The 24936-nt window shown below is 70.7% G+C and carries 25 protein-coding genes and 1 riboswitch; of the genes, 8 read left to right on the top strand and 17 right to left on the bottom strand.

What is annotated here, in order from left to right; translation table 11 throughout:
* Positions 1 to 95 precede the first annotated feature (95 nt).
* Together menD and menB are read right to left on the bottom strand one after the other, a co-directional pair.
* Complete coding sequence (gene menD / locus AB0B96_RS21970) at positions 96 to 1754, bottom strand: 2-succinyl-5-enolpyruvyl-6-hydroxy-3-cyclohexene-1-carboxylic-acid synthase (protein ID WP_362901253.1); 1659 nt, start codon at positions 1752 to 1754, stop codon at positions 96 to 98.
* A 175-nt stretch (positions 1755 to 1929) separates the two neighbouring features.
* Positions 1930 to 2778, bottom strand: coding sequence for a 1,4-dihydroxy-2-naphthoyl-CoA synthase (gene menB, locus AB0B96_RS21965; RefSeq protein ID WP_350947313.1), 849 nt, complete (start codon positions 2776 to 2778; stop codon positions 1930 to 1932).
* A 161-nt stretch (positions 2779 to 2939) separates the two neighbouring features.
* Here menB and AB0B96_RS21960 point away from each other — a divergent pair, with 161 nt between their 5' ends.
* The 3 genes from AB0B96_RS21960 (at position 2940) to AB0B96_RS21950 (ending at position 6134) form a co-directional block, all read left to right on the top strand.
* The gene (locus AB0B96_RS21960; RefSeq protein WP_362901251.1) at positions 2940 to 4088 is read left to right on the top strand and encodes an AMP-binding protein; all 1149 of its coding nucleotides are present in this window, start codon (positions 2940 to 2942) and stop codon (positions 4086 to 4088) included.
* A 51-nt stretch (positions 4089 to 4139) separates the two neighbouring features.
* The gene (locus AB0B96_RS21955; RefSeq protein ID WP_362901249.1) at positions 4140 to 4514 is read left to right on the top strand and encodes a hypothetical protein; all 375 of its coding nucleotides are present in this window, start codon (positions 4140 to 4142) and stop codon (positions 4512 to 4514) included.
* Between the two features lie 195 nt (positions 4515 to 4709).
* Entirely contained in the window at positions 4710 to 6134 is a 1425-nt protein-coding gene (locus AB0B96_RS21950) for an RNA polymerase sigma factor (RefSeq protein ID WP_362901247.1), read from the top strand.
* A 212-nt stretch (positions 6135 to 6346) separates the two neighbouring features.
* On the opposite strand, the gene AB0B96_RS21945 is transcribed toward AB0B96_RS21950, so the two are convergent.
* Complete coding sequence (locus AB0B96_RS21945; RefSeq protein WP_362901245.1) at positions 6347 to 6556, bottom strand: MbtH family protein; 210 nt, start codon at positions 6554 to 6556, stop codon at positions 6347 to 6349.
* Between the two features lie 480 nt (positions 6557 to 7036).
* Positions 7037 to 7438 carry a hypothetical protein gene (locus tag AB0B96_RS21940; protein ID WP_350947155.1) on the bottom strand — a complete coding sequence of 134 codons (402 nt, stop codon included), beginning with the start codon at positions 7436 to 7438 and terminating at the stop codon, positions 7037 to 7039.
* Positions 7439 to 7633: 195 nt separating this feature from the next.
* Between AB0B96_RS21940 and AB0B96_RS21935 the strand changes: the two genes are divergently transcribed.
* Positions 7634 to 8236 carry a TetR/AcrR family transcriptional regulator C-terminal domain-containing protein gene (locus AB0B96_RS21935; protein WP_362515827.1) on the top strand — a complete coding sequence of 201 codons (603 nt, stop codon included), beginning with the start codon at positions 7634 to 7636 and terminating at the stop codon, positions 8234 to 8236.
* 409 nt (positions 8237 to 8645) lie between these two features.
* Positions 8646 to 8837 (top strand): DUF5999 family protein, encoded by a 192-nt coding sequence (locus AB0B96_RS21930; RefSeq protein ID WP_307558872.1) that lies wholly within the window; start codon positions 8646 to 8648, stop codon positions 8835 to 8837.
* 7 nt (positions 8838 to 8844) lie between these two features.
* On the opposite strand, the gene AB0B96_RS21925 is transcribed toward AB0B96_RS21930, so the two are convergent.
* Positions 8845 to 9477, bottom strand: coding sequence for an alpha/beta family hydrolase (locus tag AB0B96_RS21925; RefSeq protein WP_362901512.1), 633 nt, complete (start codon positions 9475 to 9477; stop codon positions 8845 to 8847).
* Positions 9478 to 9623: 146 nt separating this feature from the next.
* Here AB0B96_RS21925 and AB0B96_RS21920 point away from each other — a divergent pair, with 146 nt between their 5' ends.
* On the top strand, positions 9624 to 9974 hold the full coding sequence (locus AB0B96_RS21920) for a hypothetical protein (RefSeq protein WP_350947153.1): 351 nt from the start codon (positions 9624 to 9626) through the stop codon (positions 9972 to 9974).
* 163 nt (positions 9975 to 10137) lie between these two features.
* Here AB0B96_RS21920 and AB0B96_RS21915 read toward each other — a convergent pair whose 3' ends face one another.
* From AB0B96_RS21915 to AB0B96_RS21870, 10 genes are all read right to left on the bottom strand, one after another.
* The gene (locus tag AB0B96_RS21915; protein ID WP_362901243.1) at positions 10138 to 10920 is read right to left on the bottom strand and encodes a hypothetical protein; all 783 of its coding nucleotides are present in this window, start codon (positions 10918 to 10920) and stop codon (positions 10138 to 10140) included.
* Positions 10921 to 11055: 135 nt separating this feature from the next.
* Positions 11056 to 13911 carry an aminomethyl-transferring glycine dehydrogenase gene (gene gcvP, locus AB0B96_RS21910; RefSeq protein WP_362901241.1) on the bottom strand — a complete coding sequence of 952 codons (2856 nt, stop codon included), beginning with the start codon at positions 13909 to 13911 and terminating at the stop codon, positions 11056 to 11058.
* A gap of 179 nt (positions 13912 to 14090) precedes the next feature.
* Positions 14091 to 14183, bottom strand: a riboswitch (glycine riboswitch).
* A 15-nt stretch (positions 14184 to 14198) separates the two neighbouring features.
* On the bottom strand, positions 14199 to 14819 hold the full coding sequence (locus tag AB0B96_RS21905) for a MerR family transcriptional regulator (protein WP_350947150.1): 621 nt from the start codon (positions 14817 to 14819) through the stop codon (positions 14199 to 14201).
* A gap of 144 nt (positions 14820 to 14963) precedes the next feature.
* A complete protein-coding gene (locus AB0B96_RS21900) occupies positions 14964 to 15434 on the bottom strand; it encodes a bifunctional nuclease family protein (RefSeq protein ID WP_326639501.1) in 471 nt (156 codons plus the stop codon).
* Between the two features lie 79 nt (positions 15435 to 15513).
* On the bottom strand, positions 15514 to 16191 hold the full coding sequence (locus AB0B96_RS21895; RefSeq protein ID WP_350947149.1) for a MerR family transcriptional regulator: 678 nt from the start codon (positions 16189 to 16191) through the stop codon (positions 15514 to 15516).
* Positions 16191 to 16703, bottom strand: coding sequence for an FHA domain-containing protein (locus tag AB0B96_RS21890; RefSeq protein ID WP_350947148.1), 513 nt, complete (start codon positions 16701 to 16703; stop codon positions 16191 to 16193). The genes AB0B96_RS21895 and AB0B96_RS21890 overlap by 1 nt, the downstream gene beginning before the upstream one ends.
* A gap of 357 nt (positions 16704 to 17060) precedes the next feature.
* Positions 17061 to 19562 carry a mannose-1-phosphate guanyltransferase gene (locus AB0B96_RS21885; RefSeq protein ID WP_362901238.1) on the bottom strand — a complete coding sequence of 834 codons (2502 nt, stop codon included), beginning with the start codon at positions 19560 to 19562 and terminating at the stop codon, positions 17061 to 17063.
* A 3-nt stretch (positions 19563 to 19565) separates the two neighbouring features.
* Positions 19566 to 20162, bottom strand: a complete 597-nt coding sequence (locus tag AB0B96_RS21880; RefSeq protein WP_350947146.1) for a CDP-alcohol phosphatidyltransferase family protein — start codon at positions 20160 to 20162, stop codon at positions 19566 to 19568.
* 80 nt (positions 20163 to 20242) lie between these two features.
* On the bottom strand, positions 20243 to 20368 hold the full coding sequence (locus AB0B96_RS21875) for a hypothetical protein (RefSeq protein ID WP_362901236.1): 126 nt from the start codon (positions 20366 to 20368) through the stop codon (positions 20243 to 20245).
* Between the two features lie 5 nt (positions 20369 to 20373).
* Positions 20374 to 20661 carry a hypothetical protein gene (locus tag AB0B96_RS21870; RefSeq protein ID WP_362901234.1) on the bottom strand — a complete coding sequence of 96 codons (288 nt, stop codon included), beginning with the start codon at positions 20659 to 20661 and terminating at the stop codon, positions 20374 to 20376.
* Between the two features lie 139 nt (positions 20662 to 20800).
* Between AB0B96_RS21870 and AB0B96_RS21865 the strand changes: the two genes are divergently transcribed.
* Both AB0B96_RS21865 and AB0B96_RS21860 read left to right on the top strand, forming a co-directional pair.
* On the top strand, positions 20801 to 21406 hold the full coding sequence (locus tag AB0B96_RS21865; RefSeq protein ID WP_362901232.1) for an rRNA adenine N-6-methyltransferase family protein: 606 nt from the start codon (positions 20801 to 20803) through the stop codon (positions 21404 to 21406).
* A gap of 76 nt (positions 21407 to 21482) precedes the next feature.
* On the top strand, positions 21483 to 22664 hold the full coding sequence (locus tag AB0B96_RS21860) for an acyl-CoA dehydrogenase family protein (protein WP_362901230.1): 1182 nt from the start codon (positions 21483 to 21485) through the stop codon (positions 22662 to 22664).
* 46 nt (positions 22665 to 22710) lie between these two features.
* On the opposite strand, the gene AB0B96_RS21855 is transcribed toward AB0B96_RS21860, so the two are convergent.
* On the bottom strand, positions 22711 to 23625 hold the full coding sequence (locus AB0B96_RS21855) for an alpha/beta hydrolase (RefSeq protein ID WP_362901228.1): 915 nt from the start codon (positions 23623 to 23625) through the stop codon (positions 22711 to 22713).
* A 172-nt stretch (positions 23626 to 23797) separates the two neighbouring features.
* On the bottom strand, positions 23798 to 24484 hold the full coding sequence (locus tag AB0B96_RS21850) for a gamma-glutamyl-gamma-aminobutyrate hydrolase family protein (RefSeq protein ID WP_362901226.1): 687 nt from the start codon (positions 24482 to 24484) through the stop codon (positions 23798 to 23800).
* Between the last annotated feature and the right edge of the window lie 452 nt (positions 24485 to 24936).

Genomic DNA, 24936 nt, shown 5'->3' with positions numbered 1-24936 from the left:
TCACGGCACCTTCATGACACCGTCACGAAGCGCGTCGGACCGGCCGCGCCGCGCCTCGGAAAGCACGCGGTGCGATGTGATCGGAGGAGGCGGTGTCACGCCATGGTGTCGCGGACGGCGGCGTGGGCCGCCTCACGCATCATGGAGTGCAGCACCGCGTTGGACTCCCGGTCCGTCCGCACCTCGATCATGCGCAACCCGTCGCCGCGCAGCGCCTTGACCAGCTGCCCCGGCTCGTCCACGAAGGTGTACGGCGTGCCGGTGGCGGCGGCCACGTAGCCCAGGTCCACCCCGTGCGAGGTGCCGAAGACCCGCTCGAAGGGGTCGCGCAGCGCGGCCTGGGGAAGGAGTGAGAAGATCCCGCCGCCGTCGTTGTTCACCACGACCAGGCAGAGATCCGGGCGGGGCTCGCGGGAGCCGAGGACCAGCCCGTTCTGGTCGTGCAGGAAGGTCAGGTCGCCCATCAGGGCGTAGGAGGGGCCGTTGTGCGCGAGGGCGGCGCCCATCGCGGACGACACCACACCGTCGATCCCCGCCGCCCCCCGGTTGGCCAGGACCCGCAGACCTCGCCGGGCACGCATCGCCTGGTCGAGGTCGCGGATCGGCATGGAAGAACCGGAGAACAGCAGCGATCCGTTGGGCAGCGCCTCCGCCAGGTCGCGGGCCAGGCGCGGCTCGCTGAGCCCCGTACCGTCCAGCACCTCGTCGATCGCGGCCCTCGCCGCCGTCTCGGCACGGCGCCAGGAGTGCAGCCACGCGTCGTCGCCCGCGGTGACCGGGATCTCCACCACTTGGGCGACCTGGGTGGCCGAGCGGGTCGGGTCGGGCCAGCGGGTCATGTCGGCGGCGACCACGATGTGCTCGTCCGCGTGCCTCAGCCAGTTCAGCAGCGGCCGGGACAGGCCGGGACGGCCCAGGGTGACCACGACGTCGGGACGGTGCCGGTCGGCGAACTCCGGGGTGCCGAGGAGGAAGTGGTAGGTCGACATCGCGTGGTCGCCGTAGCGGGCGCCGCCGTTGGGCTCCGACAGGACCGGCCATCCGGCCATACCCGCCGCCGCCACGTATCTGCGCGTGTTGGTCGCGCCGTCTCCGACGACCAGCACACCCCTCCTGGTCGGCGGCAGGTGCAGGGCCACCGGCGGGGAGGCCACCCTGGCGCGGATCCACGGCCCTTCGCTGTCACCCTCCAGGGACTCGCACCAGGACGGGTCGCCGTCCGGGACCAGCGGCTCGCGGAAGGACACGTTGAGGTGAACCGGACCCGGGTCGTACGGGCCCAGCGCGCGCTGGTAGGCGCGGCAGGCCGTCGACCGCCAGTAGGCGACCTGGCCCAGGCGGTCCTCGGGCACGCCGATCTCGCCGAACCAGCGGACGGCCGTGCCGTACAGCTTGATCTGGTCGACGGTCTGGCTGGCGCCGGTGTCGCGCAGCTCCGGCGGGCGGTCGGCGGTGAGCACCAGCAGCGGAACCCCCGACTCGTGCGCCTCGATGACGGCGGGGTGGAAGTTGGCCGCCGCGGTGCCGGAGGTGCAGATCAGGACGACCGGGCGGCCGCTACGGCGGGCGAGGCCCACCGCCAGGTAGGAGGCCGAGCGCTCGTCCACCCGCACGTGCAGCCGGATACGGCTGTCGGCGTGCACGGCCAGGGCGAGCGGCGCCGACCGCGATCCGGGTGCGAGCACCACGTCCGTGAGACCGCAGCGGGCGAGCTCGTCGACCAGCACCGTCGCGAGCGCGGTCGCGGGATTCACCGCACCGCCTCCTTAACTCCGCACCCGGGGGGGTGAGTCCGTCCTGAGGCGCGCGAAGGCGACCTCGTCCATGCGGGGCGGCGCGCCTCGGGACCGAACCGCCTCGGACCCCCGCCATCCTCGGGGGCGGCGGGAGAACCTGTCCCCGCCACCCGGCCGTGAACTTCCGCCGCCGCTAGGGACGGCGCGGGAACTTGCCGAAGTCGGGGGCGCGCTTCTCCTTGAACGCGTCGCGGCCCTCCTGCGCCTCCTCGCTCATGTAGTAGAGCAGGGTGGCGTCACCGGCGAACTGCTGCATCCCCGCGGCGCCGTCGGTCACCGCGTTCAGCGCGCCCTTGAGCATACGCAGCGCGAGCGGCGACTTCTCCAGCATCTCCCTCGCCCACTTGACCGTCTCCGTCTCAAGCTCGGCGAGCGGCACGACCGCGTTGACCAGGCCCCAGTCGAGGGCGGTCTGCGCGTCGTACTGGCGGCAGAGGTACCAGATCTCACGGGCCCGCTTCAGGCCGACGGTCTCGGCCAGCAGCCAGGAGCCGTAGCCTCCGTCGAAGGAGCCGACCTTGGGGCCGGTCTGGCCGAAGACCGCGTTGTCGGCGGCGATGGACAGGTCGCAGCACACGTGCAGCACGTGGCCGCCGCCGATGGCGTAGCCGGCGATCATCGCGATGACCGGCTTGGGGCAGCGGCGGATCTGGACCTGCAGATCGAGCACGTTGAGCCGGCCGACGTGCGGGGTGGACTTGTCGACGTAGCCGTCGTCGCCGCGGATCTTCTGGTCACCGCCGGAGCAGAAGGCCCTGTCACCCGCGCCGGTGAAGATGATCACACCGACCTCGGCGTCCTCCTGGGCGACGTTGAAGGCATCCTTGAGCTCGAAGAGCGTCGTCGGGCGGAACGCGTTGTGGCGCTCCGGGCGGTTGATCGTGATCTTGGCGATACCCTCGCCGGTCTCGTAGACGATGTCCTCGTACTGGCCGGACCTCTTCCAGTCGACCGCGCCGTCGCGCTCGGACGCCTTCTCCACCGCCCGCTCATCCACGCCCGGCTCGACCCGCTCCGTGCCCACGATGGCTTCACCCTCTCCGCTGCGCCGGTACCCCCGGCCGTTGTCCGGCTTCCGGCACTAACCTTACGACCGTGATGACCGCTCCTGCGCACGAGGCGTGGCTTTCCGTAGAACGGGAATTGCATGCCGTGGTATCTCCGGCGACCTCGGAGTTGTTCCGGGCCGTCGGCGCGGCGCTGGACGGCAGTGGCCCGGCCGTGCTGCCCCTCTCCCCCGCCCTGCCCGCCCCCGCACTGCGGGCGACGCTCGACGCGTTGCGCCCGACCCATGTGAACGGAGTACGCCGCGAGGGCGGCGTCGGTGTGCCCGCCGAGGTCGCGGTGGTCATCGCCACCAGCGGCTCGACCGGCGTCCCGAAGGGCGTCCAGCTGTCCGCCGAGGCGCTGCTCGCCTCCGCGTCGGCCTCGTTGCGGCGCCTGGGCGCCGCAACGGGCGAGCGCTGGCTGTGCTGTCTGCCTCCCTCCCACGTCTCCGGCCTGCAGGTCCTGGTCAGGTCGCTGCTGGGCGGGACCGAGCCGATCGTGCACGACGGGTTCTCCCCCGAGGCCGTGCTCTCCAGCGGCGCGGAGCACGTCTCACTGGTGCCGACCCAGCTGCGCCGGCTGCTCCAGGTGGATTCGACGCGTCTCCAGCGCCTGTCGAGGATCAGGACCATCCTGCTCGGCGGCGCCGCCGCTCCCCCCGGCCTGCTCGCCGCGGCCCGCGCGGCCGGCGCCCGGGTGGTCACCACGTACGGCATGAGCGAGACCTGCGGCGGGTGCGTCTACGACGGCGATCCCCTCAACGGGGTGGGGATCACCGTCGTAGACGACGGCCGGATCCGTCTGAGCGGACCCATGCTGTTCTCCGGCTATCGGCTCCGCCCCGACCTCACCGAGGCGGCCCGCGACGGCGACTGGTTCCTCACCTCGGACCTGGGCACCCTGGAGGGAGGGCGGCTACGCGTGCTGGGGCGGGCCGACGACGTCATCAACACCGGAGGTGAGAAGGTGGTCGCCGCGGCGGTGGCCGCCGTGCTGGCCGAGCATCCCGCGATCGTCGACGTCGCCGTGGTCGGCCGTCCCGACCCCGAGTGGGGCGAGCGGGTGGTGGCCGTCGTCGTCTCGCCCTCCCCGCCGCCCCTGGCCGAGCTGCGCGCCCTCGTCAAGGAGCGGATGCCCGCCTACGCGGCCCCTGCCGACCTGACCGTTGTGACCGAAATACCGCTTCTGGCCAATGGCAAGCCGGATCTCGCGGCTCTCCGTTATGGTCGTGATCGGGAACCGTGAAGGTGCCCCCGAACGTCCAATGAGGTAGCCGAAGCAGGAAGGACAAGCCCGATGAACGTCACCCGGAAGACATGGGTCTCGGCTGGAATCGTGAGCCTGGTCCTCGCCGGCGGCATTTCCGTCACGGCGGCCGCCGCGTCGGGCGGGATCGGGAGAGCGGAGAAACCATCGGACGAGCCGGTGCCCGCCGTGTCCCCGAACGAGCCGGGAGCGCCCTCGTACGAGCCGTCACCGACCGCGTCCGCTCCTCCCGCCGAGGACTACGTGGTCTCCAAGGAGGTCAACCCCGACCCCGAGAAGGTCTTCGGTTACTGGAACGAGGACCGGCTGGAGCAGGCCGAGCCCTTCCCGATGCCCATGGTCGACGGCCCGCTCGAAGGCTCCTCGGAGTCGGCGAAAGAGGGCCCCGTGGAAGTGATCGAATAGGCCCTCTCGGGCACCCGCGCGCGGGTGGATCGCCGACACGGCGGTCCACCCATCATATTTTCCGAGTCAAGTCGGGAACAGAATGTTCTTGCCTGGGGTTATTGGTACTGGTGCGCCGAGCGGCTCCCAGACCGCCCCACCCCAAGACCAGCAAACCGTAAATTCAGACGACTCCGTGATGGAGGAGGTGTCCTCATGCCCCCAGCCGCCGTGGCGACCTCATCTGAGGCCCCGACGACCCTCGACCAGCTCCTTGACCGAGGACGAGTCCAGGGTCACCTTTCACTCGCGGAGCTGCGTCACGCCTTCGCCGAGGCGGGCGTCAGCCCCACCGAGGGCAGGTCGATTCTGCGCGAGCTCACCGAGGCGGGCGTCAGCCTGGCGGCCGAGAACGAGCCCACACTCTCGGCATCCACCGCCAAGAGCACCCGCAAGACCTCCGCACGCAAGACGAAGACCGCCTCCGCGAGGAAGACCTCGACGAAGGCCGAGCCCGTGGCCGGCGCCCCCGACGCGACCAAGGTCCCGGTGGAGTCCTCCGGGGACCTCAAGACCACCAGGAGGACCAAGGCCGTGAAGGCCGCCGGGACCACCGCCAAGGGCACCAAGGACGCCAAGGACACAGCGGCGGAGCCCGAGGACGAGTGGAACCCGGCGGAGGAGCCCGAGGTGGAGGCCGAGCCGACCCTCGACCTCGACGACCAGTCCTCCGTCATGGGCGACTCGGTGCACACCTACCTGAAGTCGATCGGCCGTCGCACCCTGCTCACCGCCGCACAGGAGGTCGAGCTGGCCAAGCGCATCGAGGCCGGCCTGTACGCCGAGTCCAAGCTGGAGGCCGACCCGGGCCTGTCCGCGGTCGTGCGTGACGACCTGGAGTGGATCGCCGAGGACGGCCGCCGGGCCAAGGACCACATGCTGGAGGCCAACCTCCGCCTGGTCGTCTCCGTGGCGAAGAAGTACACCGACCGGGGCATGGCCCTGCTCGACGTGGTCCAGGAGGGCAACCTCGGTCTGATCCGCGCGGTGGAGAAGTTCGACTACACCAAGGGCTACAAGTTCTCCACCTACGCCATGTGGTGGATCCGCCAGGCCATCCAGCGCGGTTTCGCGGACTCGGCCCGCACGATCAGGCTGCCGGTGCACGTGCTGGAAATGCTCTCCAAGCTGTCGCGCGTCGAGCGCGACATGCACCAGCGCCTGGGCCGCGAGCCCACGCCGGAGGAGCTGGGCGTCGAGCTCGACAAGAGCCCCGACCAGATCGAGGAGCTGCTGCGCACCAGCCGCCAGCCGATCAGCCTCAACGCCACCATCGGCGAGGACGGCGAGACCACCATCGGCGACCTCATCGAGGACGTCGACTCGCCCGAGGCCTCGGAGGTCGTCGACCGTCAGCTGCTCGGCGAGCAGCTGCGCGGCGTGCTGGGCAACCTTTCCCCCAGGGAGGCCAAGATCATGGCCCTGCGCTTCGGCCTCGTCGACGGCAAGCCCCACACCCTCGACGAGATCGGTAAGCACCTCGGCCTGACGCGCGAGCGCATCCGCCAGCTGGAGAAGGAGTCGCTCTCCAAGCTTCGCCACCCCAGCAACACCCGCCCGCTGCTCGACTGGGCCAGCTGACCCGGCCGCCCGTTTCGAAGGGCGCCACCGCGAGACCTCCTGTCCGCGGTGGCGCCCTTCCGCGTTTCCGGCCCCGCCCAAGGGGTGTCCCGACGGAATCGGCGCGATCGCCGGGCATCCCTCCCGGAAGGTCGGCGCGGGGGCCAAGGTGGACCACCCGTATCCGGCCTCGAAGGCCGGGAAGGCTCGGAGGCCGGGAAGGCGCGGAAGGCTCAGCCGTCCATCTGGGCGATGAGGCTCCTTGGGCGCATGTCGGTCCAGGAGCTCTCGACATAGGCGAGGCAACCGGCGCGGGAGTCCTCACCGTGGGCGATCTGCCAGCCCGCGGGGACGTCGGCGAACGCGGGCCACAACGAGTGCTGCCCCTCCACGTTCACCAGCACCAGGAAGGACGCGCCGTCGTCGTCGAAGGGGTTGATCATCGGTTACCTCCAGCAGGAACGGGCAAGGATCGGGGATTCGTCCGGCACCGGGAGCGGCGGTCGGCACGGGGTCCGCGTGCGGGCGTCGGCGCGCGGTTTTCCCGCCGACGCGCCCGGAGGCCGCCGAGCACCGATCTCCCGTCGCGTTCTCGGAGCCATCAGGCAGGGGTTGGGGCAGAGGAAAATGCGTGGCGTGCACATCTCAGCGAAATACCTGGTCACAGCGTTAGGCGAGCAGTCGGGGGCTGTCGGAATGACAAGGTTTATTAGGTAAGCCTATCCTAAAATCCACCTCATCGACGGCGATGTCAAGGCTTATGGGGGATGACGGCGTCCAGGCCCCCGCAGGCCCCCCGGAGGCCCGCCGTGGGCGCCCGCGGCGGGCCGGGACCACGAAGGGCTCCTCCCCGCGGTCTTCGGCCGCGGGGAGGAGCCCTCTCGAACGGGAGCCCTGAGTGCCCAGGGTGCTTGGGATGAAGGTCAGCGGGCGGAGGCGGCGACCGGGCGGGGAACCCGGGGGATGCCGGTCAGCCGGTTCTGCTCGCGAAGGGTGCGCAGGCGGTTGACCTCCGCGGTCCACTCGGCACCCCGGGGGGTCGCCCTGCCCTTGCGGCGGCGGATCCGGTCGTCGTACGCCTTGACCCCGAACGTCGCACGCTGGTTGGCCTCGGCCGCGCGCAGGGCCTCGGTGAGAGCCCTGTCGAACGCCAGCCCGGCGGCTCGCAACTCCTGCACCGGAGCCGCGGCGGCCTGCGCCCGGCGCACTTCGGCCTCGGCCTCGCGCGCCTTCTCAAGGAGCTCGGGAAAGCTCTTCCCGACCTCCTGGTCAGCGTGGTGACGAACCTCCGCCTCCCGGCTCACGCTCGGTCGGAAAAACGCCATCTTCTTCCCTCTCTCACCGGTCGCCGGGCCTCCTCCGGCAGATCACCGCTCGTAGCCTACGCGCTCAGCCCTCACCCCACACACTCAGGGACCCGACCTCTCCCGGACGACCCCGTCCCGCCGCGCGACGGAGGTCCGTCCTGTTCGGCGCGCCGCCCTTTACGCAGTAAGGCAGGCGGTGGCAGGATGCCTCCCATGCCCGCCAAGCGACCACCCGTCCCGCTCTCCAGGGAGCGCATCATCGACGCCGCCCTTCACATCGCCGACGGCCAAGGACTTCGGCGTCTGACGATGCGACGGCTGGGCGACGCGCTCCAGGTGGAGGCGATGGCCATCTACCACCACCTGCCACGCGGCAAGGACGCCCTCATGGACGCGCTGGCCGAGCACGTCACCACCGTGCACGCCGAGCCGGGCGAGAGCTGGCAGGAGAGCGCGAGGGCCTGGTGCCGGGCGAGCAGGGCAGCACTGAGGGAGCATCCCGGGGTGCTGGCCCTCGCCCTGACCAAGCCGCCGAGAGGCAGGGCGGCGATCGCGATCAGGGAGCAGACCGAGCAACTGGCCGAGGCGGGCCTGGCCGACCCGGCGGGGGCGGTACGCGCCCTGCGGGCCTACGTCTTCGGCGCGGTGGCGGTGGAGGTGCAGCAGTCGGGCTGGGCCGAGCCCTCGGGCGACGAGGACGAGCCCTGGCGCCCTCCGTCGAGGGGAGGCGGTAGCCCGGCGGCGGACACCGACTTCGAGCACGGGCTGGACGCGCTCCTGGCCGGCCTGGGCACGCGGGAGGGCAGGAGCCGCTAAGGGCCAGGCCAGGGGCGCGAGGGCCGACATCGGGGCACGTCAGCAACTTGTAACCGATCGTTTACCCGCCAGGCGGCGTGTCGGACTTGGTTGAATGTGCTCATATGAGGCATGCTGTGTTATAGGTCACATCCCCCGACAAAGCCCTGACGGACTGGCCCTCTAGCAGTCCCAAACAGTCCTAACGGGCTATGTCGCCGAGGTGCGATCGATCGCACACTTGATCTACTTGATGTGCGACCCTCGCTCTGTTAGGGGTCGCATGGCCATATGTCAACATTCAGATGCTCGTCCCCGTCATACGTGGGAACGGAGACCCATCGGTGACGGTGCCGCCGGATGTCCGATGCCCACCCCCGTGCCCGGTGTGACACGGGCGAGCCGACACGAGAGATCCGGAGGCACGCCGATGTGCCCGCACGAGCCGTCCTGTCCGTCCGCCGACGCGCTGGACCGCGAAGCCGCCCGCACCATGGCGGCCCACCCCGAGCAGGGCTGGAGCCTGCTCTGCAACGGTGTTGTGCTGTTCGAGGACACCGGCGAGCTCCTCCCCGACGGTGCCGTCATCGAGCCGCACCGGCCACTGGCCGGCGTCGTCTGAAGACCCGTCACCCCCGACCGGTCACGCTGAGCGGGTCCACCGAGCCCGGCCGCATCCTCGTGTCGAGCCACTCGGCGACCACCTCGCCCACCCTGGTGGGACTCCTCCCGAGGTCGTGACCCTCTCCCGGCAGCACCACCAGGCGCGCGGCGTCCGCCGCCTCGGGCACGCCGAACGGGTCACGGTCTCCGCTCACCACCAGCACGTCCACACCCGCCGCACGCAGCTCTCCCGCGCGTGACCGCTCCGGCTTCCTCGGCGGGTGCAGGGGGAAGGCCAGCGCGACGACCGCGTGGGCACCGACCCGCTCGGCCGTACGGCACGCGACCCTCGCCCCGTTGCTCCGCCCGCCCTGCGCCAGCGGCAGCCCCGGATAGCGCCCGCGCAACTCCGCCACCAACCTCTCCCACGCCTCGTCCTGCTTGACCGCCGACCCCGGCGCCCGGGCCCCGCGCACACGAAACGGCTGCAGCACCCGCGCGACCGTCCCGCCGATCGCCGTCACGGCGTCCCGCACGGCCAGCAGGTCCGGGGCGTCGACTCCCCCGGCCGAGCCGTGGGTGAGCACCAGCAGGAAGCGCTGGGCGGCCACCTCGTCGATCTCCACGAGGGCCGGGCCGTGCGGGGTCACGATCTCCAGGGGCCCGGCCGTGCTCGCCGGAAGCCGGGGTTCCGCGGTGGTCCGCGGGGCGGACGCCTTCGCGAGGGGGGTGGAGTCGAAGGTGGACACGAATCTCGTCCTAACGGCTGATGCCCGGCGGCCGGGGGCGAGGGAACAATCGAAGCGTGCAGGACTACCAAGATATCCGCCAGGACATGCGCGCCACCATCGAGGCCCGGCGCGACCTCGGCCCGGAGTACGAGGCCGCGCTCGTCGACTCGTTCGTGTCACGTCTCGACGCGACCATCGCCCACCGGGTGCGCGCCGAGTTGCACGCCACCGGGGCACCGGCGGCCAGGCCGCGCAGGAGCACGAACTCCTCGATCCCGATCGCCCTCGGTTCCATGGGCATCGGGATCCCGCTCACCGCCATCGCCGCGCAGAACGCCGGCACCGCCGGACTGCTGCTCGCCTGGGGCGGAATCGTCGCGATCAACTTCGCCCACGCCCTGAGCCGCTGGCGGGAGCGCGACTGACGGCGAGGGCGCCGCGGGGACGGGGAGACGCCTTTCCTGTGGTCCCCTGTGGATCCGCCACTCCCGGACAGTGTCCGGCCCGGCCTCATCGGCCCGGCGACCGCCCGACGTCCGCCCACAGGGCGACCGCCGCTCCGCGCACGGCCCCCGAAGTCACCGGACCTCAGAGATCCCGGTCGAGGCGCAGGCGGACCTCACCGGCGAGGTCCTCGTCGGCGCTGTCCAGACCGTAGCGCCACACCCGCTCGGCGTCCTCGTCGCGCCCCCTGAGCGGAAGGGTGCGCGCCAGGAGCTCGATGGCCAGCGCACCGGTCTCCACGTCTCCGCCCTCCTCGATCGCACCGGAGAACTCGGCGCAGGCCATCTCCAGATGAGCGATGCCGAGCATCACCCGCAGTCTCGGCACCTCGGCCGCCTCCGGCACCGAGAGCGCCTCCAGGAGCACCTGCGCGGCCTCGGCCGGCTCGCCCTCCTCAAGGAACACCTCCGCCAGCCGCTGAGCGGCCCGAGGAGCGATCTCCGGGTCACGGGTGGCGAGCGCCTCGCGAAGCGACCGCTCGGCCTCCTCATCGCCCGTGGCGAGCCGCGCGAGGGCCATGTGCGCCAGCGGGACGTAGGCGGGGTGGCCGACACCCAGCGCGGCCTGCCAGGCGGCGCGGGCCTGCTCCGCCAGGTCCTCCCTTTCGAAGCTCCCCGCGAGCAGGCAGGCGGCCTGGGCGGCGAACTCCGGGTGCCCGGTCGCCAGCGCGGTGCGCGCGGCCGCGCGGGAGCCCGGCACGTCTCCGCTCTCCTCGAGCACCACCGCGAGCCCCACCGCCGCCTGGGCCCTGTCGGGTTCGTCGGGATCGGCGACCAGCTCAGCGAAGATCGTGGCGGCGCCGTCGAGATCGCCCGACTCGGCCAGTCTTCGCGCGGCGTCCAAGGGACGGGTGTCCACCTCAGGCATGCATGATCCTTCCGGATACGGAGACGCCCCGAGCCTAACGACTCGGGGCCTCGTCCGTCCCCCCGCATTCCCGGCGGATATCACGGTTCGCGCGGGTTTCCCGGCTCTCGCGCGATGTCCACGAGGCCGGCGGGATCAGTCCTCGTACGCCTCCAGGGGAGGACAGGAGCAGACCAGGTTACGGTCGCCGTAAGCCTGGTCGATACGGCGGACCGGCGACCAGTACTTGCCCTCGCGCACCGACGGCAACGGGTAGGCCGCCTCGGTGCGGCTGTAGGGGTGGGCCCACTCGTCGACGACGAGGCTGTCGGCCGTGTGCGGGGCGTTGCGCAGCGGGTTGTCGGTCCTGTCGTACGCGCCGGAGGCGACCTTCGCGATCTCCTCGCGGATCGAGATCATCGCCTCGCAGAACCGGTCGAGTTCGGCCAGGTCCTCGCTCTCGGTCGGCTCGATCATCAGCGTTCCCGCCACGGGGAAGGACATGGTCGGGGCGTGGAAGCCGTAGTCGATGAGGCGCTTGGCCACGTCGTCGACCGTCACCCCGGTCTCCTTGGTGATCTGGCGCAGGTCGACGATGCACTCGTGGGCGACGAGGCCGCCGCGGCCGGTGTAGAGGACCGGGTAGTGGGGGCTGAGCCTGCGGGCCAGGTAGTTGGCCGACAGGATGGCCTGCTCGGTCGCCGCCTTCAGGCCGTCGGCGCCCATCATCCGAATGTAGGCCCAGGAGATGGGCAGGATGCCCGCCGAGCCGTACGGCGCGGCCGAGACCGGGCCGACCATCGTACCCTCACGCAGCGGATGGCCGGGCAGATAGTCGGCCAGGTGGGCGCGGACCGCGACCGGGCCGACGCCGGGGCCACCGCCGCCGTGCGGGATGCAGAAGGTCTTGTGCAGGTTGAGGTGGGAGACGTCCGCCCCGAACTCCCCCGGCCTGGCCAGGCCGACCAGCGCGTTGAGGTTGGCGCCGTCGACGTAGACCTGCCCGCCGGCCTCGTGCACCAGCTCGCAGATCCGGACGATCGTCTCCTCGTACACGCCGTGCGTGGACGGGTAGGTCACCATGATCGCGGCAAGCTGCTCGCGGTGCTTGTCGATCTTCGCGACGAGGTCGTCGAGGTCGACGTTGCCCTTGTCGTCGCAGGCGACCACGGCCACGCGCATGCCGGCCATGACGGCGCTCGCGGCGTTGGTGCCGTGCGCGGACGAGGGGATCAGGCAGACGTCGCGGCCCGACTCTCCGCGCGCGGTGTGGTAGGCGCGGATCGCCAGCAGCCCGGCGAACTCCCCTTGCGAGCCGGCGTTCGGCTGAAGCGACACGGCGTCGTAGCCGGTGACCTCGGCGAGCCAGCGCTCCAGCTCCCCGATCAGCTCGATGTGGCCCGCGGCCTGGTCCTCGGGCGCGTAGGGGTGCAGCCCGGCGAACTCCGGCCAGGTGATCGGCTCCATCTCGGTGGTCGCGTTGAGCTTCATGGTGCAGGAGCCCAGCGGGATCATCGACCGGTCGAGCGCGATGTCCTTGTCCTGGAGCCTTCGCAGGTAGCGCAGCATGGCCGTCTCGGAACGGTGGCTGTGGAAGACCGGGTGGGTCAGGTAGTCGCTGACCCGCGCCAGCGCGGCGGGCAGCGCGTCGTGGGCGGCGGCGTCGAGGTCGGCCAGCACGGCGCCGCTGATCTCGAAGGCGGCCAGGACCTGCTCCAGGTGGAGCGGCTCGGTCTTCTCGTCGCAGGTGACGCCCACGTGGTCGGCGTCGACCAGGCGCAGGTTGACGCCGTTCTCGCGGGCCGTGGCGACGATCTCCTCGGCGCGGCCGGGCACCCTGGCGAGCACGGTGTCGAAGAAGGTGTCGTGCACGACCTCGACACCGCCCTGGCGCAGGCCCTCGGCGAGCACGACGGCGTGCCTGTGGGTGCGCCGTCCGATCCTGCGCAGGCCCTCGGGGCCGTGGTAGACGGCGTACATGCCGGCGATCACGGCGAGCAGCACCTGCGCGGTGCAGATGTTGCTGGTGGCCTTCTCCCGGCGGATGTGCTGCTCACGGGTCTGGAGGGCGAGCCGGTACGCGGGGCGTTTGTCGGCGTCCTGGGAGACGCCCACCAGGCGGCCCGGCAGCTGGCGCTGGAGACCGTCGCGGACCGCCATGTAGGCGGCGTGGGGGCCACCGAAGCCGAGGGGGACGCCGAAGCGTTGCGAGGACCCGACGGCGATGTCGGCGCCGAGCTCGCCCGGCGCGGCCAGCAGGGTGAGGGCGAGCAGGTCGGCGGCGGCGACCACCTGGGCGCCGCGCGCGTGGGCGGCGTCGGCGACGGCGCGGAAGTCGCGGATCCTGCCGCTGGCGCCGGGATACTGCACGAGCACCCCGAAGCACTCGGGAAGCTCGGCGGTGAAGTCGCTCTCGACCAGTTCGATGCCGAGCGGCTCGGCGCGGGTGCGCAGCACCGCCTTGGTCTGCGGCAGCGCGTCGGCGTCGACCACGAACACCTTCGAGGGGCCGCGGCCGGCGCGGCGGGCCAGGGTCATCGCCTCGGCGGCGGCGGTGGCCTCGTCGAGCAGGGAGGCACCGGCGACATCGAGGGCGGTCAGGTCGGAGACGACGGTCTGGAAGTTGATCAGGGCCTCCAGACGGCCCTGGGAGATCTCCGGCTGGTAGGGCGTGTACGCGGTGTACCAGCCGGGGTTCTCCAGGAGGTTGCGGCGGATGACGCCCGGAGTGATCGTGTCGTGGTAGCCCAGGCCGATCATCGAGGTGAGCACGGTGTTGCGCCCGGCGAGGACTCGAAGCTCCGCGAGGGCCTCGGACTCCCCGGCCGCCGGGGGCAGGCTCAGCCGCCCCGCGGAGCGGATCGCCTCGGGCACGGCCACCGCGACCAGGTCGGCCACGGAGGCGAATCCGACCGCCTCCAGCATGCGGGTCTGGCCGGCGTCGTCCGGCCCTATGTGGCGGGTGGAGAACGGCAGGGAGCCGAGTTCGCTGAGCGATGACAGGTCGGTCATGGTGAAGCCTCCCGGGACGGGGTGGAGACCGGCGCTGGGCGCGGGCGTATGCCTGGTCTCCCCCTCTGTCATCACGACCGTCTCACGCGTCGTGACCTGAGAGCTTCACCTACCCGTGACGGGAGGCTTGCACCGTCGGTGAGTCGCACCTGGCCGGCGCGCCTGCTTTCCAGAGTTGCCTCGTCCGTGCGGTACCGGGTGCCTGAGAGATTCCGGGGAGGTTGCTCCTTCGGCGCCCCGCTCGCTGTCGGGGTCTCTCCCGCACAGGGTCAGCAGCGAGTCCGAGTTTACCCGGTTCGTCGTGCTCTGCGACGGCGGGCCAGCTCATCGGCCTGATGATCGCCTAAAGGGCCCTCGCTCGACTCCGCACGTTCGCCGGGCAGATCCGCGAGGGAGCCCTCCACCTCCTGCCACACCCGTCCCAGTGCTATGCCGAAGACTCCCTGGCCGCCCTGGAGGAGGTCGATCACCTCGTCGGGCGAGGTGCACTCGTAGACGCTCACCCCGTCGCTCATCAGGGTGATCCCGGCCAGGTCGTTGACGCCCCGGTCGCGCAGGTGCTGCACGGCGATGCGGATCTGCTGGAGGGAGACGCCGGTGTCGAGGAGCCGTTTGACGACCTTGAGCACCAGGATGTCGCGAAAGCCGTAAAGGCGCTGGGAGCCGGATCCGTGGGCGGCTCTCACGGTGGGCTCGACGAGGCCGGTGCGCGCCCAGTAGTCGAGTTGCCGGTAGGTGATGCCGGCCGCGGAACAGGCCGTCGGGCCCCTGTAACCGATGTCGGCGGGCACCTTCACCGGTTGCCCGTCGAACAGCAGACCCTCTTCACCCGCGCGCTGACGTGCCGACTGGCGCCGTTTCGGGTCATCCTGATCGGCGTTTCTACCCTCGCCGCTGCTGACCGCCACGCGGACCTCCGGCTTTCTCTCATCCCACGGCCTGATCTGGGGGTTTACGCACGGCCGCAGGGTTCACATGCACCGTAGGACTGGGGCCAAGTCCAGTCAACGACCCCACTCGGCGCGTCGTGAAGCGTAAATGCACCGAAATTCCTACCCCGCGCGGCCGAAGTCCTCGGGCGTGATCGTGTCAAGGAACTCCCTGAACTTCTCCACCTCGTCCTCCTGGTCGTCGGGGATGATCACCCCCGCCTCCCGGACCACATCCTCACTCGCGAAGATACGTGCGCCGGTTCGAAGTGCCAAGGCGATCGAGTCCGAGGGACGCGCGCTCACCTCCACCCCGTTGGAGAACACGAGATCGGCGAAGAAGATGCCGTCGCGCAGGGCGACGATGTTGACCGTGCTCAGCCGGACTCCGAGCCCTTCGAGCACGTCACGGAACAGGTCATGAGTGAGCGGCCGGGGTGGTGGTTCCTCGGCCTGGGCCATGGCGATCGCCGTGGCTTCCGTCATGCCGATCCAGATAGGCAGGTAGCGCTCCCCATGCGTCTCTTTCAACAAGACGATCGGCTGGTTGGAGGGCATTTCAACTCGAACGCCCACGACCTCCATCTGCAACACGGGCTGCTCCGTCTTCGCTGGATTCCGACCGGTTTGTTCAACGTAACACTCGTGGGGGTACGAGTGCCTGGTCAGGCTCTCACCGACCCAGAGCCCCACGCACGCCGGAACGCAGCAGCGAGGCGTGCAATTCCAGCAGCAGGCCGGAAATCTCCCTCGCCGTCTCGTCGGCCTGGTCGATCGCACCCGGCCCGCGACGGCGCAGCAGCGGGGCGACGGCCTGCTCCACCAGGCCCGCCTCGCGCTCGGCCGCGGCCTTGACCGCCCTCAGGTGGCGGGCGCGCAGGCCGAAGGCGGCGAGGGCTCCGACGCTGCGGGCCACGGCCAGCGCCTCGGCGTCGTAGTAGCGGGCCACCGCGGCCAGCAGGCCGTAGTCCTCAAGCTCGGCGAGGGTCTCCTCGTCGAGCTCGGCGGCGGCGATCAGCTCCTCGCGGGTGAGCCTGAGCTCGGGAGGCGCCTCGTCGGGGACGGCGCGCGGCCGGGCGGCCGGGCGCTCCTCACGATCGGCCGCCTCCAGATGATCCTTGATCACTCGCAGCGGCAGGTAGCGGTCACGCTGCTCGCTGAGGATGTAACGGAGCCGCTCGACGTCGGCGTAGCTGAACTTGCGGTAACCGGAGGGACTGCGCTCCGGCTCGATCAACCCCTCGCCCTCCAGGAAACGAATCTTGGAGATGCTGACGTCGGGGAACTCGCCCTGCAGGAGGGCGAGCACCTCCCCGATGCTCATGTGCGCACGAGCGGCCTGCGAGCTCATCATCCTCCAGCGGCGCCGCGGGTGAGGAAGACGAGGCGGAACTTGCCGATCTGCACCTCGTCCCCGCCGTACAGCGGGACCTCCTCGATGCGCTCGCGGTTCACGTACGTGCCGTTGAGGCTGCCGACGTCACGGACGGTGAAGACCCCGCCGCCGCGCCGGTAGAACTCCACGTGACGGCGCGAGACCGTGATGTCGTCGAGGAAGATGTCGCTCTCCGGATGGCGGCCCACGGTGGTGAGATCGCTGTCGAGCAGGAACCGGCTGCCGGCGTTGGGGCCGCGCATCGCGACCAGCAACGCGGTGCCCGGGGGCAACTGCTCGACGGCCTGCCGTTCGGCGAGAAGCGTCTCACCTGTCTCCGCCTCATATGCCTCGATCCCGGAGAGGGAGATCGTCGATGTGCTGTCTCCGGCGGTCTCGGCTTTGGTAAGCGGCGACCCGCATCGTGAACAGAAACGGGCATCCTCAGGGTTGGCATGACCGCACTGCGTGCAGTAGACGCTCGGCATCGATCGGCTCGGCCTCCTACCGCGAAGACGCGGCAACGGTGCTCAGTGATGCGCGCCTCGCTTCTTCGCTTCTCAAGTGTTTTCTCGGACTGCGAATGCCGCAACATACAGTGATGAGGCGCGAAGGTCAAGGTTGACGCTGAACCGCGGGTACGGTCGGTGACAAAGTTACAGTGGGGCACTGTCTCCGGTCCATGGCGCCGCGCTGTGTTTTGTCGCGACCCCTCGCCCCCGAGCGCTCATCCTCCTCCCTTCCCGTCCGGCTTTCCCGTTCCGCTCGGCTCACGGTCCTCGCTCACAACCCTCCCCTCGCCCTCCCGGTGTCCGGTTGGGCCCACCTGAGCCCGTCTGTGCCCCTCAGCCGCCCGCGGCGTCCTCGACCACCCGCGCCCAGTGCTCGATCAGGGTCTGCGCGGAGTCGACGTCGAAGCCCTCGGCCCACAGGTGGGTGACCGCCTCCGTCGGGTCGGGCAGCACCAGGGCCCAGCTGCCGTCCTCGGCGACGACCCGGACCCCGTCGGTGGTGTCGATGCGGTAGTGCTCGGCGGCCTCGATGACCGAGCGCATCACCGCGCCCTTGGCGGCCCACGGGGTCGGCACGGTCCGGCGCAGCAGCTTGGCCTCGGGGATCCTGGCGTCGATCTGGCTGAGCGAGAGCCGGGTCCTGGCGACCAGGCCCAGCAGGCGCAGGAACACCGCCAGGCCGTCCACCGTGGGCCCGAACTCGGGCACGATGAAACCGCCGCGCCCGTCGGCCGCGAAGATCGTCTCCTGCCCTCTGGCCGCGGTGGTCAGCGCGTCGATCGCGGTGGAGGTCCACTCGGCCTGCACGCCGTGGAACCTGCAGACCTGCTCCGCCACCCGGGTGGTGGTGACCGGCAGCGCCACCCTGCCGCCGCGCCGCTCGGCGGCGACCAGGTCGAGCACGACCAGCAGGGCGCGCTCCTCGCTGATCAGCTGGCCCATCTCGTCCACCAGCGCGACCCGCTCCCCCACCGGGTCGAAGCGCACCCCGAAGGCCGCCCTGGAGGAGCTGACGAGCTCTGAGAGGCGCTGCAGATCGCGGCGGCGCTCGGCGAGGGTCTCGGTGGGCGAGGCGTCGTCCAGCCGGTTGTTGACGGTCAGCACGTCCACCCCGACCCGGCCCAGCAGGCTGGGCAGCACCAGCGAGGAGGTGCCTCCCGCGCAGTCGACCACGACCTTCATGTCGACGTCGCGCACCCCGCTGATGTCGACCAGACGCAGCAGCTCGTGCGTGTAGTCCTCCACCGCCCTGGCCGGAAAGCTCAGCTCGGCGATCTCTCCGGGGAAGGCGCGGCGGAACTCCTGCCGGGAGAAGACCCGGTCCAGCTTGCGCTGGGCCGCCGGGGACAGGTCCGCGCCGTGCTCGTCCATGAAGACGATGTCGACGCTCTGCGGGTCGCCGGGGGTGGTGCGCAGCGCGATGCCGCCGACGGCGTTCTCCCTGGCGGTGTGGAAGCGGGCCACCGGGAGCGGGGACGCCTCCAGGTCGAGCACGTTGATCGCGCTCGCGTTCAGGGCGCTGATCACCGCCCGCTTCAGTGCCCGCGCGGCACGGGAGGAGTCGCGGGAGGTGATGACCGAGGCGCCCTTCTTCAGGGTGGTGGCGTACGCGCTGGCCAGCCGTACGCACAACTCGGGGGTGATCTCCACGTTAACCAGCCCCGACACCCCCCGGGGGCCGAACAGGTTGCGCTGGGCGCGCGGCTCCCAGATGACGCTGTTGTTGATCACCGCCCCGGCCTCGATGGTCTTGAACGGGTAGATCTTGACGCCGGAGGAGATGTACGCCTCGGCCTCGATGATGCACTCGTCTCCGACGACGGCGCCCTCCTCGACCCTGGCCGCGGTCATCAGGTCGGTGTTCTTGCCGATCACGCAACCGCGCAGGTGGGCGCTGGGCCCGACGTAGACGTTGTCGTGGACGACCGCACGGTGCAGGAAGGCTCCCTCCCTGACCACCGCGTTGCTGCCGAGCACGGTGTACTCGCGCAGCTCGGCCCCCGCCTCGACCTTGGCGTAGTCGCCGATGTAGAGGGGGCCCTTGAGGACGGCGTCGGCGTCGACCGAGGCCCCCTCGGCCACCCAGACGCCCGGCGAGACCTCGAAGGCGTCGATGTCGACCTTGACCCGCCCCGACAGGACGTCGGCCTGGGCCTTGAGGTAGCTCTCGTGGGTGCCCACGTCCTCCCAGTAGCCGTCGGCCACGTAGCCGTACAGCGGGGCGCCGCGCTCCAGCAGCCTGGGGAACACGTCGCCCGACCAGTCGACGGACTCCCCGGCCGCGATCTCGTCGAGGACCTCGGGCTCCATCACGTAGATGCCGGTGTTGGCGGTGTCGGAGAAGACCTGGCCCCAGGTCGGCTTCTCCAGGAAGCGCTCCACCCTGCCCTGGTCGTCGACGATGACGATGCCGAACTCCAGCGGGTTGGGGACGCGCTTGAGCCCGATCGTGACCATCGCGCCGTTCTCGCGGTGGAAGCGGATCATGTCACTCAGGTCGATGTCGGTCAGCGCGTCGCCGGAGATGACCAGGAAGCGGTCGTCACGGAGCCGGTCGGCGGCGTTCTTGACGCTGCCCGCGGTGCCGAGCGGCGTGTCCTCGGTGGCGTAGTGCAGGCTCATGCCGAGCTCGTCGCCGTCGCCGAAGTAGTTTCTGACCAGAGCCGCCAGGAACTGCACGGTGACCACCGTCTCGGTGAAACCGTGCCGTTTCAGCAGGCGGAGCACATGCTCCATGATCGGCCGATTGATCACGGGCAGGAGAGGCTTGGGCTGGTTCGCGGTCATCGGCCGGAGCCGTGTCCCTTCCCCGCCCGCCATGACGACGGCCTTCACAGATCACCTCTTAAGGCGTTTGGCCTCGCTGGTCAGCTGACGCACCTGTACCCAATACAGCACTCCGGACCACCAGTACAGACCTGTGCCCCAGATGGCGAGGGACCAGCCGACGATCCCCGCCGCCTCGGCGTACCAGGAGGGGTGATGGGCCAGGAAGAGCAGGGGGAAGGCGTAGAGCAGGTTCGCGGTGGCGGCCTTGCCGAGGAAGTGCACGGGCAGTGCCGGGCCGTATCCGAGACGGCGCAGGATGAGCGGGATGCCCAGCAGCATCACGTCGCGCAGCGGGATGGCGAGCGCCAGCCACCAGGGGATGATCTCGCGCATGGCGAGGCCGAACAGGGTGGCCAGGATGTAGAGCCGGTCGGCCAGCGGGTCGAGCAGGCGACCGAGCCTGCTGGTCTGGTTCCAGGCACGGGCGATCTTGCCGTCGAGCCAGTCGGAGAATCCGGCCAGCATGAGCAGGGCGACGGCCCAGCCGTCGGCCTTCGGCCCCAGCACGAGCCAGAGGAAGACCGGCACCCCCAGGAGCCTGGCCAGGCTCAGCGCGTTGGGAACCGTCCAAATTCGATCTTCAGCCCCCGATTCTTCCGGACCCACCGGCTGAACTCCCTCCCCGCACCTGATGGTGACACTACTGTGTCCGGCGCCACCAAGGGGATGCGGGGAGGGCGCACGTCTCAGGACCGGCGCTCGGCGGCGCGGGGCGACCACGCCCAGATGAGCACCGCCACGGTCAGTCCGAACAGGGCGAGACCGCTGGGCACGTGGGTGCCGAGCGCGTCCCAGCTGAAGTGCTGGCCCATGCCGATCAGGAACAGGCCGAGACTGGCCAGCGCGGGCCAGCCCGCCCCCGTCCCGGACGCCAGACCAGCACGGCCGCGACGATCTGCAGCAGGGCGATCAGGTGCACCACCATCCCGGCCATGACGTGGGTCTCGCCGAGTTCTCCCCCGCCCTGTACGGCCTGGCCCGCGAACGAGGCGGCGACGACGAGTCCGGCGGCCTGGGCGACGACGAGGACGCGGACGCCGTACAGCAGGCCCGTGGATACCTGACGGCCCCGCGTCGGATCGGGCTGGGTGACGACCTCCTGCATGAGATGTGTCCTTCCTCAGATGAAAGATGAAAAGCGAGTGGTTCGAAGCACATCGTGACCGCGGAGACACGGCCGGGTCGTCAGCCTGGGGAATGACCTACGGATCCACCGCCTGGCGGATTCCCCTACGCTTCAGACCATGACCAATGACACCGCGCTCTTTCTGGGACAGTGGCTCCGCTCGCCGGGCACCGTCGGAGCGGTGGCGCCGAGCTCGCGGCGGCTCGCCGAGGCGGTGGCCTCGCCCGTTCCCCTCCGGGGAGATCCGGTGATCGTCGAGCTCGGCCCCGGCACCGGCGCGTTCACGGCGGAGATCCAGCGCCGGCTGGGCGGCCGGGGACACCACATGGCCGTCGAGATCAACCCGAGGCTGGCCGAGTTCCTCGCCGCGGGAAACCCCGGGGTGGACGTCGTGGTCGACGACGCGGCGCGGCTGCCGCAGCTGCTCCAGGAGCGCGGCCTGTCCAAGGCCGACGCAATCGTGAGCGGGCTGCCGTGGGCCGCCTTCTCCGCGGACACACAGGCCCGCCTGCTGGAGGCGGTCACCGCGATCATGGGCACGCACACGGCCTTCACCACCTTCGCGTACAGCTTCGCCAAGCGCCTTCCTCCCGCGCGGCGCTTCAGGAAGCGTCTCGCCGACACCTTCGAGGAGGTCGTCGTGGGCCGGACGGTGTGGGGGAACGTGCCGCCGGCCTTCGTCTACCACGCGCGCAGGCCGCGCCTTCCCGCCTCGGAATCCTGAGTCAGCAGAGCCGACGGAGCCGCAGACTCACACTTCCGCGGCAGTCCCCCCGCCGAGAACGATGGAGTTGATCATCGTGGACTTCACCCTCCCCGAGAGCGCCCTCGCCGTGCAGCGCGGCATCGGCGACATCTGCGCGCGCTACGACCTGGACTACTGGCAGCGGTGCGAGAGCGAGAAGCGCTGGCCGGAGGAGGTCTGGCAGGACCTGGCGAAGGGCGGTTGGCTCGGCCTGGCCGTGCCCGAGGAGTACGGCGGCGGCGGGCAGGGCCTGCTGGAGCTGGCCGTGGCCACCGAGACCCTGTCGGCCTCCGGCTCGGCGGGCGGCTCGGCGTTCACCTACGTGCTCACCCCCGGGTTCGGCGCCATGACCCTCGCCAGGCACGGCAGCGCCCGGCAGCGTGAGGAGCTGCTGCCCAGGCTGGCCACCGGCGAGCTGGAGACCTGCTTCGCCCTGACCGAGCCCGACGCCGGGTCCAACGCCCTTGGCATCTCCACCTTCGCCCGCCGCGACGGTGCGGAGTTCGTCGTCCAGGGCCAGAAGATCTGGATCACCGGGGTGCAGCGGGCGACCTGGATGCTCCTCGTGACCCGGACCATCCCGGCCGCCGAGGCCAGTCCTCGCTCCAACGGCCTGACCGTCCTGCTGGTGAACGTCCCCGAGGCGGTCGCCGCAGGGCAGCTGTCCTTCCGGCCGATCCCGAAGATGGGCGCGAACACCACCCCGTCCAACATGGTCTTCATCGACGATCTGCGGGTCCCCGAGAGGAACGTCGTCGGCGAGGTCGACCAGGGCGCGCTGGTGCTGTGGGACATCCTCAACCCCGAGCGCGTCCTGCTGGCCGCCTCCGCCCTCGGCGGCGCCGAGGTGGCGCTGGGGGTGGCCGTGCGGTACGCCAAGGAGCGCGAGGTCTTCGGCCGCCCGATCGGCGCCAACCAGGCCATCGCCTTCCCCCTCGCCCAGGTCAAGGCCAAGATCGAGCTGGCCAGGCTGATGCTCTACAAGGCCGCGTGGCTGTTCGACAGGCAGCTGCCCTGCGGCACCGAGGCCAACATCGCCAAACTGACCGCCTCGCAGGCCGCGTGGGAGGCGGCCGACCACGCCTTCCAGACGCATGGCGGCATGGCCTACTCGCTGGAGTATCCGGTGGCCCGCCTGCTGGCCGACGCCCGCATCGGCAGGGTGGCCCCCGTCACCGAGGAGCTCCTGCTCAACTATCTGGCCACCCAGGTGCTCGGGCTGCCCAGGAGTTTCTGACCGGGTCGCGGACGCTCCCGCCGCATGGGGGCAGGGGCGGCGCCGCTCACCGGAATGCCTCCGCGAGACGGGCCGCGGCGTACTCGCGCGCCTCGGTCGCCTGGTCGAAGAAGCCCGGCAGGCCGAAGAAACCGTGGATGGCCCCCTCGTACCTCCTCACCTCGACCGGCACTCCGGCCTCGGCGAGCTGGGCGGCGTACTCCTCGCCCTCGTCGCAGAGCGGGTCGCACTCGGCGACGATCACCGTCGCCGGAGCCAGGCCGGACTTGTCGGCCAGCCGGGCCGGGGCGAGCCGGGGGTCGGCCGGGTCGCCTCCGTACTGCGTGACGAACCAGGCCATCTCATCGGCCCCGAGCCCGAATCCGGTGGCGTAGGTGCGGTAGCTCTCGGTGTCCATGGCCACGTCGGTCACCGGGTAGACAAGCAGCTGGTGGGCGAGCCCGAGCCCGGCGTCCCTGGCCCGCCAGGCGGCGACGGCCGCGACGTTGCCCCCGGCGCTGTCGCCGCAGACCGCGATGCGCCCGGGGTCGGCCCCGTAGGCGCCGGGACGGGCGAAGAGGTCCTGGACGACGCTCCACGCGTCGTCGGCCGCCGCGGGAAAGGGATGGTGGGGCGCGAGCCGGTAGTCGACCGAGATCACGACCGCCCCGTTGCGTACCGCGAGGTCGCGGCCGAGCGCGTCGTTGCGCTCGACGCTTCCGAAGACCCAGCCTCCGCCGTGGAAGTAGACGAGCGCGGGGAGGGGGGCGTCGCCCTCCCGGGGCCGGTAGACGCGGACCGGCACCCCCGCGGCGACGTCGTCCCTCACCGTCGGCAGGGGAATGATCGGACCGCGCTGCTCGGCGAAGGCGTCGAGGGCCCGCAGCTCGGCGATCGTTTCGGGGGTGAGAGTGGAGAGAGGGGCACCGAGGTCTGTCTGGAAGAGCTTCAGGTAGGCCTCGGCCTGCGGGTGCAACGGCATGATCGGCACCCTACCCGCGTCGTCCCCGGCACGGCGGGACCCGGGCGCGGCGGCGGCGCGCGTCAGCGGCGCGTCGCATCGCCCGTTCTCGCGGGTGACGTCCGCGCGACGGCGTCGGGAACGACCGGCACACCGGGGCGATCACGCGGGACGTCACGTCCGCGCGACGGTGTCAGGATCCGGCGGCCTCGACCAGGGCCTCGACGAGCCGGTTGTCCCCGGCTCGCGCGAGCTCCCACTGCACACCGATGCCGAACCTGTGCCCCTCCAGCTCGACGCCCTCGACGATCTGGTCGTCGGCCCACGCCACGGCGAGCAGCCCGGTGCCCAGCCGCTTGACGGCCTGGTGATGGGAAGCCGTCACCTCGGCCGTGTCGCCCAGCGTCTTGCCGAGTTTGCTGGAGACGCTGATCTGGACGCGGTGCGCCGTGGAGGCGGCGTGACGGTCGTGGTCGACCACCTCGGGGAGCCAGGGGATCAGGTTCCCGCCCTGGGCGACGTTCAGGACATGCATGCCCCGCCCCGAGGCGAGCAGCGGCAGGTCGGCCTTGACGGCGGCGCGGGCCAGCGCCAACTCGAAGCGGTCGCGGTGCGGCTGCGGGTCACCGACGCGCTCCTCGCGGGCGGCCCCGTACAGGGAGGGGTCGAGCTCGCCCCCTCCGGCGAGGATCACACCGGACAGGCCGCGGACGTAGTCGTCGATCCCGCCGAGGTTGAGCGGGGGCAGCAGCACCGGGGCGCCACCCGCCTTCTCGACGGCCCGCGCGTAGGAGGGCGGCGACAGGACGGCCTCCCTGACCCAGTCGCCCCAGCGGGCGGCCTCAAGGTAGGTGGTGATACCGATCAAGGGTTGGGGCATGCGTTCTCCAGGGGGGCGTGCACGAGGTGGCGCCACCTGTTTCGGACAGCACCGATCCCATCTCCAACAGCTTCCCTATCATGGCGCACTCTATTTCGGTCATGTCACACATTCGAGGTATCAGTGTCGTCTCGCCGGGCCTCCCCACCCCTCACCGCCGGAGGGCTTCCCGCCGCCCAACCCCTCGGAACCCCGCCGCGATGAGAAATCGTACGAATAGTAAATTTCACCTTCAAAACGAATGTGATTATTATTCGTTTATCCAGCTCTCCATAGATTAACCAGTCACCCAAAATAACTCTCCAATTACCGATAGTTAGATTTCCCGCTATATTGCCGGGAAACGGTTGTGAGGCCCACTAGGTGATGGAAGACTCGAATTCGAGTGACCGGGCGAGCCGGGGCTCCAGGTCACTCGTCACCCGGAGCCGTCAGGGAGGTGGATCTGCGTG

The sequence above is a fragment of the Streptosporangium sp. NPDC049046 genome (assembly GCF_040649155.1).
In the GTDB taxonomy this organism is placed as follows: domain Bacteria; phylum Actinomycetota; class Actinomycetes; order Streptosporangiales; family Streptosporangiaceae; genus Streptosporangium.
The sequence above is the reverse complement of the archived record's forward strand: the minus strand, read 5'-3'. Positions and strand labels throughout refer to the sequence as shown.

Bases quoted from the DNA above. Each gene is read 5' to 3' on its own strand.
- AB0B96_RS21955 (WP_362901249.1), top strand. From the start codon at position 4,140: ATGAACGTCACCCGGAAGACATGGGTCTCGGCTGGAATCGTGAGCCTG.
- AB0B96_RS21950 (WP_362901247.1), top strand. From the start codon at position 4,710: ATGCCCCCAGCCGCCGTGGCGACCTCATCTGAGGCCCCGACGACCCTC.
- AB0B96_RS21945 (WP_362901245.1), bottom strand. From the start codon at position 6,556: ATGATCAACCCCTTCGACGACGACGGCGCGTCCTTCCTGGTGCTGGTG.
- AB0B96_RS21940 (WP_350947155.1), bottom strand. From the start codon at position 7,438: ATGGCGTTTTTCCGACCGAGCGTGAGCCGGGAGGCGGAGGTTCGTCAC.
- AB0B96_RS21935 (WP_362515827.1), top strand. From the start codon at position 7,634: ATGCCCGCCAAGCGACCACCCGTCCCGCTCTCCAGGGAGCGCATCATC.
- AB0B96_RS21930 (WP_307558872.1), top strand. From the start codon at position 8,646: ATGTGCCCGCACGAGCCGTCCTGTCCGTCCGCCGACGCGCTGGACCGC.
- AB0B96_RS21915 (WP_362901243.1), bottom strand. From the start codon at position 10,920: ATGCCTGAGGTGGACACCCGTCCCTTGGACGCCGCGCGAAGACTGGCC.
- gcvP (WP_362901241.1), bottom strand. From the start codon at position 13,911: ATGACCGACCTGTCATCGCTCAGCGAACTCGGCTCCCTGCCGTTCTCC.
- AB0B96_RS21895 (WP_350947149.1), bottom strand. From the start codon at position 16,191: ATGAGCTCGCAGGCCGCTCGTGCGCACATGAGCATCGGGGAGGTGCTC.
- AB0B96_RS21890 (WP_350947148.1), bottom strand. From the start codon at position 16,703: ATGCCGAGCGTCTACTGCACGCAGTGCGGTCATGCCAACCCTGAGGAT.
- AB0B96_RS21875 (WP_362901236.1), bottom strand. From the start codon at position 20,368: ATGGGCCAGCACTTCAGCTGGGACGCGCTCGGCACCCACGTGCCCAGC.
- AB0B96_RS21870 (WP_362901234.1), bottom strand. From the start codon at position 20,661: ATGCAGGAGGTCGTCACCCAGCCCGATCCGACGCGGGGCCGTCAGGTA.
- AB0B96_RS21865 (WP_362901232.1), top strand. From the start codon at position 20,801: ATGACCAATGACACCGCGCTCTTTCTGGGACAGTGGCTCCGCTCGCCG.
- AB0B96_RS21855 (WP_362901228.1), bottom strand. From the start codon at position 23,625: ATGCCGTTGCACCCGCAGGCCGAGGCCTACCTGAAGCTCTTCCAGACA.
- AB0B96_RS21850 (WP_362901226.1), bottom strand. From the start codon at position 24,484: ATGCCCCAACCCTTGATCGGTATCACCACCTACCTTGAGGCCGCCCGC.